The sequence below is a fragment of the Verrucomicrobiota bacterium genome (assembly GCA_016871535.1).
Classification (GTDB): domain Bacteria; phylum Verrucomicrobiota; class Verrucomicrobiia; order Limisphaerales; family SIBE01; genus VHCZ01.
Window position 1 is genome coordinate 1 of sequence record VHCZ01000043.1, and the last position, 12658, is coordinate 12658.

At 59.9% G+C, this 12658-nt stretch carries 11 protein-coding genes; 8 read left to right on the top strand and 3 right to left on the bottom strand.

The annotated features are described in order from the left end of the window. A partial coding sequence (locus FJ398_08125; protein MBM3837918.1) for a hypothetical protein occupies positions 1–667 on the bottom strand: 667 nt, incomplete at its 3' end. After that, positions 606–1043 (bottom strand): DUF2281 domain-containing protein, encoded by a 438-nt coding sequence (locus FJ398_08130; GenBank protein ID MBM3837919.1) that lies wholly within the window; start codon positions 1041–1043, stop codon positions 606–608. The genes FJ398_08125 and FJ398_08130, both read right to left, overlap by 62 nt. On the opposite strand from FJ398_08130, the gene FJ398_08135 reads away from it, so the two are divergent. The 8 genes from FJ398_08135 (at position 931) to FJ398_08170 (ending at position 11229) form a co-directional block, all read left to right on the top strand. Further along, positions 931–1920, top strand: coding sequence for a hypothetical protein (locus tag FJ398_08135; GenBank protein ID MBM3837920.1), 990 nt, complete (start codon positions 931–933; stop codon positions 1918–1920). The genes FJ398_08130 and FJ398_08135 overlap by 113 nt on opposite strands. Positions 1921–2052: 132 nt before the next feature. Next, entirely contained in the window at positions 2053–2604 is a 552-nt protein-coding gene (locus FJ398_08140) for a hypothetical protein (GenBank protein MBM3837921.1), read from the top strand. A gap of 36 nt (positions 2605–2640) precedes the next feature. Beyond that, positions 2641–5112 (top strand): hypothetical protein, encoded by a 2472-nt coding sequence (locus tag FJ398_08145; GenBank protein ID MBM3837922.1) that lies wholly within the window; start codon positions 2641–2643, stop codon positions 5110–5112. 947 nt (positions 5113–6059) lie between these two features. Continuing rightward, on the top strand, positions 6060–7580 hold the full coding sequence (locus FJ398_08150; GenBank protein ID MBM3837923.1) for an amidohydrolase: 1521 nt from the start codon (positions 6060–6062) through the stop codon (positions 7578–7580). Next, positions 7555–8562 (top strand): hypothetical protein, encoded by a 1008-nt coding sequence (locus FJ398_08155; GenBank protein ID MBM3837924.1) that lies wholly within the window; start codon positions 7555–7557, stop codon positions 8560–8562. The genes FJ398_08150 and FJ398_08155 overlap by 26 nt, the downstream gene beginning before the upstream one ends. Before the next feature lie 38 nt (positions 8563–8600). Beyond that, on the top strand, positions 8601–9875 hold the full coding sequence (locus FJ398_08160; protein ID MBM3837925.1) for a hypothetical protein: 1275 nt from the start codon (positions 8601–8603) through the stop codon (positions 9873–9875). Continuing rightward, positions 9790–10638 (top strand): hypothetical protein, encoded by an 849-nt coding sequence (locus FJ398_08165; GenBank protein ID MBM3837926.1) that lies wholly within the window; start codon positions 9790–9792, stop codon positions 10636–10638. The genes FJ398_08160 and FJ398_08165 overlap by 86 nt, the downstream gene beginning before the upstream one ends. A gap of 255 nt (positions 10639–10893) precedes the next feature. Next, positions 10894–11229 carry a hypothetical protein gene (locus tag FJ398_08170; protein ID MBM3837927.1) on the top strand — a complete coding sequence of 112 codons (336 nt, stop codon included), beginning with the start codon at positions 10894–10896 and terminating at the stop codon, positions 11227–11229. Positions 11230–11326: 97 nt separating this feature from the next. On the opposite strand, the gene FJ398_08175 is transcribed toward FJ398_08170, so the two are convergent. Next, positions 11327–12631, bottom strand: coding sequence for an MFS transporter (locus FJ398_08175; GenBank protein MBM3837928.1), 1305 nt, complete (start codon positions 12629–12631; stop codon positions 11327–11329). Positions 12632–12658 lie beyond the last annotated feature (27 nt).

Here is a 12658-nt window from a genome sequence, read left to right on the forward strand (position 1 = left end):
CCAGCGTGAAGGCCACGACGTTGTTCGCGCACGAGGCGTTACCCGGCCGCAGCCAGAAACCCACCACCAGCTTGGCTTCTTCCAACACAGCCAAGAGCGGATGCAAACAGGGCTTGGTCCCCAAACGAGTGTAGCCAACGGCCACCCCTTCCTGGTGGCCGTCCTCGTGCAGGAGCCGGGTCGAGTCCAAGTCCAGAGCATAGCCGCCCGGGCGGCTGGGCAACCGTTCCTGACACCAGCGCCACAACGGACGGAACGTGGCCAGGTTTTGGCCGGCGCTGGTGAACCCCTGGAAGAAGCGCGTGAAGGTGGACTGGCTGCCGATGCGCTGGATGGCCAGGAGCACCGGCAACATCACGTCGCGCCGCAGATGCGCGACTTGCGCCAGCTTCTGCGCACCCGCCAGGATACCGCTCAAGAAGCCCAGTGCCAGATCGGCCACGGGAATGGCTTTCTTGCTGTGGCGCTGATGCGGCAGCACTCGGGCCAGCAGCTCGCCGAAGCGGTGCCAATGGAGAAAACCAGCGAACGTCAGCAGTCCGGCCCGTCCGCTGACTTTCTGGTCGGTAAATCCGATTTGGATCGATTGTTCGGGAGTTTGGAGTCTAATGAAGTCGGTCACTGTTTGGTGAGCCGCTTCCCGTGTGGGAATTGATGGTAATGTCATTGTCCATCAACGATTCCCAAATAGTGACCGCTTCGGCTACTGAATAGTCACGGCTTAGCGCGTGCCAACCATCCTGCGGAGGACTCCCTCTTTGCTCGAGGAATTTTACAAAATCCAGGACCTCCTTCTGTAAGGACGGCGGAAGTGTCTTGGTTTTCTCAAATATCCGTTCAGCAGTACTCACGATCCGATAATGTGTGCCGTCCAATGCAGCGTCAAGCCTCGTGGACGCTAGCGTTTGCTGAGCACCGTCATCAATTCCAATGAAATCCCCTGCCTGCCCCACCTTGCTGTTCGCAATGCTTGCCTGGAGCGTCCTAGGCATCACCGGCCAGACCGCGCCCGCTGCGCCTTCGGATACACCCGCCACAATCATCCGCGGTCGCGTGCTGGACGAGGCGCGTCGGCCTGCCCCTTATGTCTGGGTTCAAGTCCAGACGCTCGACCCCACTGCCGCGCCCGACTTGCGAACCGGTGGTTGGGCCTTGGCGAGCACGAACTCGGACGCGGACGGCGAGTTCGCACTCTCCGTTGATAGATTGCCGCCCACATGGACGCTCCTCGCGCTTCAAGGTGAAAACGTCGCGTGGCACGAGCACACGTTATCCATCGATCCTCCCGGCGCGCGACCCATCACTCTCGATCTGCGCCCATGGCCTCGGATCAACGGTTTGATTCGCGCGCTGGATGAGTCGCTGCTCGGCTACTCGGTCGCCATCGAGGTGGAGTCCACGGCGACGCGCGCCATCCCTGCGCTCGCATCCGTGCCGGCAAGCGTGGCGATAGGCGGCGAACTCAAACCCGGCCTCGTCGCTGAGGTGTTTCTCATTTCGGACAGTCTGGGAGACGGGTCCCGGATTCTTGACGATGCCTGGTTCACGCGCACACCTCTGTTTCGGCGAATCGAGTCCCAGATTAGCTATCGACAGGCCCCCCGCTTCGGGGAGACCGGCTTAGCCGCCGACTTCGCAGTTCGCTGGTCCGGCATCATCAGGATTCCGACAGCCGGAGAATACACCCTGTCGGTTTTAAGCGATGATGGAGTGCGAATCGTAATTGATGGTCATCCACCGGTGCTGTACGACGATGGAGTCCACGCCGCTCGACTTGCAAGCAAGAATGTGCAGCTCGCCGCTGGCGATCATGAGTTGCTCGTAGAGTACTTCCAGGGAGGATATTCTCCTTCGTTGCGCCTCGCCATCCGGCCTTTGGCGCGAAAACAGGACCCCGCGGAATTTTCGGACACGCTCTAAGGACTGATTTCTTGCAAGGCGTCCAGACCCGGACCTTCAAGATTCATCCCCGCGACAAGGGCCGCTGGCGGACTTATACAACGGCGGACGGCCTGCCGTCCGAAGACATCCGGCGCATCCTTTTCGCGCAAGATGGGGGCGGCTTGGTTCGCGACGGCGCATGGGGTGACGCGATTTGACGGACGGCAGTTTAAAACCCTGAGCCGCGTGGATGGACTGCTCGATGATTCGGTGCTTTCCCTTTGTGAGACCCGGGACGGGTCCCTATGGGTTGGGAGTGCGTCCGGAGCGAACCGAATTAAGGAGGGGCGCATCACGACTTATGCCGCAACCAATGGCTTGGCTGGCGGCGAGATCTTCCACATCGAACAGGGACCTGATGGGCGGATTTGGTTCCGCACCCGCGAGGGTCTCTGCTTCTTCGACGGCCAGCGATTTCAGTCCGTACCTGGGGTTTCCAGAATTGAGGATAGCCTCTTTACCTTTTGGCGGAACAAGCCCCTGGCGGTGGCGCCTAACGGAATGGTTTGGGTTGTTACTAAAGACCGAGGCGAACTGGCGCAATGGGACGGCCAGACGATGAAACCAGTCGCCGCCGACCTTATTCGAACCAACGATTGGATTGATACGCTCCATTTTGATCGCAAGGGAAGGCTTTGGTTTCAGTTGGGAACGCGAGGCTGAGGACGAATCGAAGGTGATCACGCCGGAGCGGTGGCGATGAAGGATGCCCTCCCGGCACAGGCTCCGGCCTCTCACTCAGACACTGACCTCTTCTTCGCTAGAAACTTCAGACGAAGTGTGCCGACGTCGTTTCTTGAACAAGATGATGGCACCTATTGGTTTGGTCTGGGAGGGGGCGGCGCTCTGCGATTAACCGGCCCAACACTCTTTGCTTTCGCCGCGCCAATTCCGCTTCCGAATGGACGGGTGATGGACATTCAAGCGGCGCCTGACGGAGGCATTTGGTTTGCTACTTCGGGCGGGTTGGCACGATACGAGTCTGGTCCGATCACTGCGTTTACGCGCGCGGACGGTCTGCCGTCGAACAACGCAAGTGGGGTAGCGTTCGATGCGAATGGAGTTCTTTGGGTCGGATGTTACTGGGCCCAAGGCTTCAGCGGAGGGTTGTGGAAGTTCGATGGGAACCAATCGTCAGTCCTGGATCGCACCACTGGACTCGAGGGAAGCGCCGTTAATCACATTCGCCGGACCAGTGAAGGGGCCATGTGGTTCAATGACGACTGGGTCAAACAGCAGCAACAATTCATCACAGGAAACGCAGACAGCTTTGAAGGCGTTCAGGCCCTCGCAAACGCGCTGTCAACTGTCGCGGCATACCAGACCTTTCGTGTTCGGGCGCAGAACTTGAGCGCGCTTGCCTTTCGGATTCTGGCGGTGATGCGTGAAAGCGAAAGGTTGTGGAGCGGCGTTCGCCCAGACAGTTTGGCAGTTGAATTCAGGCGCACACTGTGGCGGGAGGCGCTGCTGGGCTGGAAGGACACCATGGAGCGGACCCGCCCGCAGCTCGTGATGGATCGCGCGGAATGCGAATCCAAGGTGCGCCTGCTCAGCGAACTGGAAATAAACATGCGCGAAGCGAACCGGCAGCTCCTTGCCCACGCCGCGCGTGCTGATGCACTCGCCCCACGCAAAGCCTGGGACGAAATCGTCATGCTGAGTGGCCCACGCGCTCGGCGATTGCGTGAGGTAACGGATCGCGGCGAGGCGCTGGGTTTGTTTTGCGTGCGTCCCGTCTGGTTAGTGAACCCAGAAATGGTGAGCCGTGTGTTTCCATTGCGCGCGGGTTTGTTCGATCTGATCGTGTTCGATGAGGCGTCGCAATTGCCTGTCGAGTGCGCCCTGCCGGCGCTCTATCGAGCGCGCCGCACAGTCGTCAGCGGGGACGAAAAGCAGCTTCCACCGACAAGCTTTTTCAGTTCACGGTTCAGCAGCGATGAGGACGAGGAAACGGGTAACTGGTTGGAAAGCGACGATGCCGATGCCAACGCTGCGCTCCATCAGCAGCGAGTGGAGGCGGCAAACCGGCGCGAAGTAAAGGATTGTGAAGACGTGCTCGCGCTCGCCCAAGATGTTCTACCCGTCGCCACGCTGGAGATTCATTACCGCTCCAAGTTCCGCCATCTGGTCGCGTTCTCGAACGCGGCATTCTACGCGGATCGTCTGAGTGTTCCGGCGAAGCATCCTGAGGCGGAGATTCACCGCGCGCGCCCCATTGAGGTCATCCGCGCCGACACCTTGTATCAGGACCAGTGTAATTCCGGCGAGGCGGATCGCATCGTTGAGCTGCTCTGTAAGGTATGGTTGAACGGCTCAGCCCAAACGCGGCCAACCATCGGCGTGGTCACGTTCAACTTGAAGCAAGCCGACCTGATCTTCAAAAAAATTGAAGAACGCGCGGAAAGTGACGCTGCCTTTCGCAGCGCTTTCGAACAAGAATTGCACCGAACGCAAGAAGGAGAAGACATGCGCTTCTTTGTCAAGAACCTCGAAAACGTGCAAGGTGACGAGCGCGATTGGATTATCTTCTCGACGACCTTCGGCCGCGATCCGCACGGCGTGTTTCGACGCAACTTCGGCGTGCTCGGACAACAAGGTGGCGAGCGCCGGCTCAATGTGGCGATAACTCGCGCCCGGGAAAAGGTCGTGCTCGTCACGTCCGTGCCAGTGTCGGAAGTATCATCGTTCACAACGAGCGGTGGACGGCGGCGGGCGCATTTGGCGCGTGATTTTCTGCAGGCGTACCTCGACTATGCACACAAGCTTCAGCAAGGCGATCTGGCCGGCGCGGACGCTGCGTTGCGGGCGCTCGGGAGTGACGGAGCGGCGACTCCGGGGCGGCCAATGGATTCGAGGCGGCGGTTTGTCAGCGAGGTTATGAAATTTCTCGAACGGCACGGGCATCAGCCCGTGGCGGGCGCTGAATGCGACGCTTTCGCGCTCGATCTCGCGCTTGTGGATGCACGCACAGGATTGTTCGGCCTGGGCATCGAGTGCGATCCGCCGAGACACGAGTTGCTGGTCGCCGCGCGTGCGCGCGAGCTGTGGCGCCCTCGCGTCTTGCAGCGGAGCATCCCAGGTGTTCACCGTGTCTGGTCGCGTGCGTGGTATCATGACCGCGACGCTGAACAACGCCGTCTGCTGGAAGCGGCAGCCGGGTTGAGATCCTGAACGCCATGAGTGGCCCGAAAGTTGTCAATCTCGAAGCCGTTCGCCGCCGACGTCAACGCGAGTGCCTCGCCCACTTGCACGCGCTACGGGAGACGGTCGCCGAATGGCGATCGGCCATGAAACGCGCTGGCTTCCTCACTGATCAACTCACCCGCGAGGCCTCGATGATGCTGGAGCGGTTGGACGAACTTCGCCAAAGTGAGCGATGGTCGCCACTTCAGGCGGAATTGTCTGCGCAACTGGCGTTCTTCCGCGAGGGCACCGCAAACGCCCGCGAGACCGCAATCCAACGCAAGGCGACCTCGCGTGAGCGAAGCAGACGCTTGGAGGTCGCCGCGGCGATGCTGCAACGGGAGTGGCGGGCGGCTGGTGGTCTCCCACCTCCAGAATTGAACGAAGTGATCCGCGCGAGCAATACGGAGGACGAGACCGAGCTCGCTTGGATGTCGTTGTTCAGTCGGCCTTCCAGAAGCTGCCGAGTCCATCCACGACCGGTTTAGACGACGCCACTTCCGCCCGGCAACGTGAACTTGGCAATGCATTGCGCGACGAAAATTCCCCCAAGCGCAATTTTCAGGTGTGGATCCGTTGCTCTGTCCCAAGTGCGGCGGAACGATGAAGATCATCCGCTTCATCGAGCGACGGGAGCGCGATGTGATCGAGAAAATTCTCCGGCATTGCGGGCTGTGACGGTGAGGTAATCGTGACGGGCGGCTTGACGCAGGCGCGCTGTCCGTGCGAGGCCAAAATTCCACAGCGGACGGCGCCTTCGTGAAGATTCTGGCCTGGAACGGACGCGGAGACCGTCCCAGGCCAGAATCCTTCCGACCAGAATCGGACCAGAACGTTGAGCCGGCGGCCATTTTTGCCGGACATTTGTGTTGAAGCCCTGACCCCGTACGGCTACGCTCCCTTCAATCCGCGAAAAAGCAAATTCCTATCATTTTATGCTCAAGAATATGTGGGTCCCAAAATGGCAACGTGATCAGACCAAGGGTGTCGATTCCCCCATCCCAACCCAGGTGATTTCAACCGAGGAATTCATCCCGCGCCCGCAGAACCAGCAACAAAAGCAATGGGAACACCTCATCGGCCAATTGGCTGAAGAAAAGTCCAAACGGCTCGGCATGACCAAACGCGATTTCCTGCGCAGTTCCATGGGCATGGCCACGGCCTTTATCGCCAGCAACATGGTCTATGGCCCGTGCTGGGACGTTGAGGCCGCCGAAACCCTCGAACGGGCGGCCACGGAGGAGAAGTTCCCCAAGGGTGACTACTTCGTCTTCGACGTGCAGACGCATTTCACGGACGGCGTGCCGCTGGGCATCCGAAACGCGCCGTTCGTCAAGGACATGGGATTCCAGCTCGACGAGAACCCCGAGGCCTACAGCTTCAAGAATTTCGTGAAGGAGTTGTTTTTCGACAGCGAGACGAGCTTGATCGTCATCTCCGGTGTGCCCGGACGCGAGAACCCGAAAGATAACGCGGGTGTGCCGCTCGAAGGCAAAGCGCGCGGCGGCGGCGTGCTGCCCAGTTGGCTCATGTCCAGTCGCAAAAAGGAACTCAACGAATTAGCCGGCTGCACCCGCGCACTCTGCCAGGGCAATTGCGCTCCGAACCACTATTGGGACCGCACGAAAAATCAGCCGGATTTCCCCGCCTTGTTCGAACAGATGGAACGCGAGAAAAAACTTTACGGCATCGACTCCTGGAAGTGGTATTGCCACACGGACCCTGGCCGCTCGGGCAACGGCTTCCGGCTTGACGACGAAAAGTTGGCCTACCCGTTCTACAAAAAGTCCATCGAACTCGGACTGAAAATCTTTAGCGTCCACAAAGGGTTCTCGTCCCAGTCGCGAACGCTCGGCCACCTCGCGCATCCAGGTGATGTCGAAAAGGCGGCGCTGAATCATCCGGATCTCACCTTCATTATTTACCACTCCGCGATGAAACACGGCCCGTGGGAGCCGGAGTTCAAGAACGATGGTAATTACGATCCGACCACGGGCGACTTCCTGTGGCATGCGGAGCTGATGAAGATCAAGGAGCGGAATCCGCGGATGAACAATGTCTATTGCGAGATCGGTTCCTCCTTTGGCTTGCTCTTCATTGCGAACCCGGAAATGTGCATGCACTTGATCGGGCGGAACATTAAAACCTACGGCGCCGACCATGTGGTCTGGGGCACCGATTGCTTGTGGTGGGGATCGCCGCAATGGGTCATCGACGCGTTCAAGCGGTTCCAGATCAGCGATCAGTTGTGCGAGAAGTTTGGTTACGCCAAACTCACGAAGGAAGACAAAGCAAAGATCTTCGGACTGAATGCCGCCAAAATCTACGGCGTGGACGTGAACGCCAAACTCAAGGCGTTTCCCAAGGACTCCCTGTCGCGGCTCAAGATGGCCTATCTGGAGCAGGGAGGGCAGCGTGACAACGCGGCTTATGGCTGGGTGCGCGCAGAAGCGTAAGGCCGCGGCCCGCATTGCCATAGCTGCCGCAGGGCTGATGATCGCTTCAGTGTCGCTCTCGGCGGCGGCATTGGAGCCGACGCTCGATCGAGCCGCCTGGGGTTCCAACCACGTGGGCCGGCTGCTTCCCGAGTTCATCTCCGGGGACGAGTGCCTGTTTTGCCATCGCGTCAGCATCGGGCCGGCCTGGACCAAGAACCGGCATCAATCAACCGTCCGTCTGGTCGAGTTCGATCCATCCGCGCGTCAGGGGCTGAAATCCTCCAAACTCCCCGAGTCGCTGATCAAAGAAGTGGAGTTTGCCCTGGGCCGAACAAATCAATGGCGCTGGCTCAAGCGATCCGAAGCGTACGGCCATCTCGACTTGCTCTCCGCGCGGACCGATCCAGCCGGGTCTGCAGCGAAGCCGCCATCCGAGCACGTGGCACCGCACTGGGACACCCGCGCGTTTGCCGCCCGGTGTGCCGGCTGCCATGCGACCGGTGTTGATTCGCGCACCGGCGCGTTCGCGGCCACCTCCATCGATTGCTTCGCCTGTCATGGCGATGCGAGCCTGGAACACACGAAGGACACGTCCGGCATTCTGCTGGCGAGAAAGCGCAATGACCCGGCGCGAGTGGTCGCGTCGATCTGTGGCTCGTGCCACATCCGCTCCGGCCGTTCGCGCAGCACCGGCCGGCCCTTTCCCAACAATTTCGTGCCCGGTGACAATCTGTTCCAGGACTTCGCAGTGAATTTCTCGAACGCCGCCATCGGTAAATTGAATCCCATCGATCGGCACGTTCTGCTGAACGTGCGAGACATGGTCGAACATGGCCGCCAGGAGGTGACCTGCCTTTCCTGCCACAGCGTGCATCGGAGTTCGACGGCGGGGCACCAACGGCAACCTCGCGGAGAGATTTGCTGGACCTGCCATGATCGCGAACGCGAGACGCTCCTGCCCAACGGGTCGAAGACGCTCGGCACAGTTTGCGATGAGTGAACCATTCGACCCTGTGAACTCATGACTCAAAAGCCCCTATGAACCACTCGAACGAAATCGACTACGAACATTGGCCCGCGAACCAGCCCATGGACGAAACTGACGTAAGTCTCCGAGCTTATCTCTCGCGCCTGAGCGACGAGCACCTGGTTCGGTTCGACCCGGCCTGGAGCGACGACCAGGTCATGGAATGGGACGGTAACTTCAAATGCGACGGCACGTTGATGCTGGTCTGCTGCGAGCGCGATGTGGGCGTCACTGAGTTTCGCCGAGTGTTGGCGGAACATTTGCAGGTCCGCACTGCCGTGGTTTCAGGTCCAAATTTCACGAGCGCCAGCAGACCCGGCGGCAATACAGACACCACAACTCAGGCCTCGATGACAGTGCTCCTGGCTTCCATGCTGACGTTGGTTTCATGTGGTGGGTTGGCAGCCCAAGACAGCCGGCCGGGCTTCGCGGTTCCTGCTGACATCACGTTCCGCGCGGCAACCATTCAAAGCGAAGGCGCGCGCATGGCCGCGGAGGTGTTTGCCCCCAGGGAGCCAAAGGAAAGCAAACTGCCCACGATCATCATGTGCCATGGCTGGGGCGGATTAGCGGAACAATTGCGTCCGGACGCCATCGTGTTCGCCCAGGCAGGTTATCTCGTGGTGACGTTTGACTACCGAGGATGGGGTCTGAGTGATTCCCGAGTGATCCTCGCCGGCAGCAAGCCGGCCTCGAAGGATCACAAGTGGATGGCGGAAGTGAAGGAGGTCAGAGGCGTGGTCGATCCGATCGATCAGACGACCGATCTGATGAACGCGATCCACTGGACGATGGGCGATCCTCAGTGCGACCCTCGGCGCGTCGGTTTGTGGGGTTCGTCCTTCTCAGGCGGACATGTCGCCTACGTGGCTGCCCGTGATCCGCGCGTGAAGGCTTTCGTCAGCCAGGTCGCAGCGATGGACGGACGCTGGGTGATCAACAATCCCCAGATGCGGAACCAAACGTTCACGCAAGGAACGGCTCGCGCGCGCGGCCAGATCGAATACCCCCAAGCCGGCGAGAAATTCGGCACGCTGAAAGGCGCGCCGGTGCTGGAAAGATTCATTGGATATGCCCCCGTCGAGGACCTGGGTCGCTGCCAGCACGTGGCGAAACTGTTCATTATCGCCGAGAAGGAAGAATTATTCGACAACCGGGACCACGCCATCCTCGCTTACCAGCGGGCTACGGGCGTGAAGAATTTGGTCACGCTCCCCGGGATCACGCATTACGGCATACGATCCCAACCTGGCGCTCTACATCACGGGCACGCCGAAAGCGTTTAAGGGCAAAGTGCTGATCGGCAATGGCGGCACGGAGAACGGCCCTTCGCGCGGCTTCGTCACGGCTTACGATGTGGAGACGGGAAAGGAGGCGTGGAAGTTCTACATCGTGCCGGGAAATCCAGCGGACGGATTTGAGAACGAAGCCATGGCCATGACGGCGAAGACCTGGACAGGTGAATGGTGGAAACATGGCGGCGGCGGGAATGCCTGGCATGGGTTCACCTACGACGCCGAACTGGACGTGCTCTACGTCGGCACGGGGAACGGCTCGCCCTGGAATCGAAAAATCCGCAGCCCGGACGGCGGTGACAATCTTTTCCTGTGCTCGATCGTCGCCTTGAATCCCGACACGGGGAAATACCTCTGGCACTATCAAACCACGCCGGGCGAATCGTGGGACTACAACTCCAACATGGACATCGTGCTGGCCGACCTGACCATCGACGGCAAAGTGGTGAAGGCCATCCTGCATGCGCCCAAGAACGGCTTTTTCTATGTCATCGATCGCAAGACCGGCAAATTGATCTCCGCCGAACCGTTCGCCGAAACGACTTGGGCGTCGCACATCGAGAAATCGACAGGCAGACCGGTCGAGATTCCTGGCGCCCGTTACGAAAACAGCCCAGCGTTGATTTCTCCCAGCGCCTTGGGTGCCCACAACTGGCATGCGATGTCGTACAGCCCTCTCACCGGGCTTGCCTATATCCCCACGATCCACCAGGCCGCTACGTACTCGGATCAGGGAATCGATCTAATTAATTAACCAAAGTGTCCGCCTCGTTACCGCGGCGGCTACGAACCGACTGTTCATGGAAAGCTGCCCGTTCCTTTCGGACCTGCACTCGGCCCATACAGTAAACCTGGTAGGGCGAGTCCGTCCCCGGCGAGCCGCTCGACGTGACTGGAACACGGCCGACTCGGCTCGCTGGGGACAGGCTCGCCCTACCGTCTGGTTGATGGGAAGAATGGATCCGGAATTGCGCCTTGCAATTCCCGGACCCAGGACTCTCATGGATGCATGTTCCAGTACGTTGCACTCGCGAAAGACAAGGCCTGGCAGCCGGGACCGTACGACGGCGTCGAACTGTTGTTTCTCCATAAAAACGATTCCACCGGCGGCGTGACCGTATTGCGAAAATTCAAACAAGGCGTCACCGTTCCGGCGCACATCCATCCGCTCGCGAACGAGTCGGTTTATATTCTCTCCGGCGAGTGGGAAGAATCCGGCGTGACTTACACAACCGGCGCCTTCTTTTTCGCGCCGCGGGGCGAACGGCACGGCCCGCACGTGGCCAAAACGGAAGTCATCAGCCTGACATCTTTCGACGGCCCGCTCACGGTCAAGGATGCTTAGCCGCCAAGAGCCATCACAGCCGGTGGCGCGACGCTCCTGCGGAGCATTTCGTTCAATTGTAACCACGGCTCGGCGGGAGCCTCGCCCCACCGCCTGGTTAGAACCGTCCTCGATTCCGAGAAGCCATCGCCAGCAACGCCCCCAACCCGATGACCAGCACGACGCCGACGGCGATCGTGCCGCTTTGGGGATTGGAAGGATTGAAGTAGAGCGCGGTCCCCGCAATCGCCGGTCCGCCAAAGATGCCGGCTCCGATGGCCGATTCATGCAAACCGCCATGCTCGGCTTTGGCTTCTCCAACGTCCATCGAATAAAAAAGCGACGAGTAATAAATCAGCCCCAGTCCGAGGCCGAACGCAATCTGCGCCAGCATGACCAGAGCAAGCTTCGGTGCGAGCAACACGCCGGCAAAGCCTGCCGTCAGCAGCATGTAAGCGCCCAGGAACCAGCCAGACCGGTAATGCCACCCTTTCCACAGCCACAGCACGCAGAACGTAACCGCTCGCGCAAAAAACCAGATGGAACAAAAGAATCCGGCCAGCCTGGGCGTCAGTCCGAATTGTTTGGCGATTCCCGGAACGACCGCTACCACGGTATTGATCGCGATGTAGGCGAACGGATTCGCCAGCCAGGCCATCTTCAGAAACATCTTCGCGCGCGCAATTGGGCGCGGATTCAAAGGCGGCAAGGACGTGAACCAGGTAGGGCGAGTCCGCCCCGGCGAGCCGCTCGACGTGCCGGGAACACGTCCGACTCGGCTCGCTGGGGACAGGCTCGCCCTACCGTCAGGTTCACGGGAAGCGAGAACGATGGCGCCGGTTTTTCTCTTCAGTCTCGCGATCAGGAGAAGTTGAACCAATTGAATCCCGACCGGCAGCCAGAACAAACTTCGTTCTCCAAGCGCTTCCAACAGCGCCCCGCCGAGGAAAAAAGCGACAGCTCCCATGGCCGCCCAAACCATGTTATAAATGCCAAGCGTGTGCGGCAGCGCCGCCGGACTTTCTCCCTCGCTCACCAGCGCCTCGAGGTTCGGCCAGGTGAAACCCATGCCGAGCGTGCAAAGGGCCATCACCGCGATGTGCCCCCAAGCACTGTGGAGGGTGTAGCCGACGATCAGGGACAAAGCCATGCCCACGACGCCCACCTGCAACGCGGTGAGGTATCCGAACCGTTGTCCGAAGCGCCCTCCGAGCCACGCGTTCGCCATATAGACGAACCCGTTGAGGGCCGCCAGCGCGAGGTTGTCGCGGTTGTCGAAGCCGTACTCGTCCGCCATGAAAAAGAACAGGTAGAAAAAATAGTAGGAGGTCGAGAGCGAGTTCAGCGCCTCCAGTGCGAAGAAGATGAGCCGGGGGTTGCTCACGGCGAATTCATGCCAGGCCTCCTTGGGTTTCAGAACCATGCACGCGGCTCATGAACCGTTCGGTAG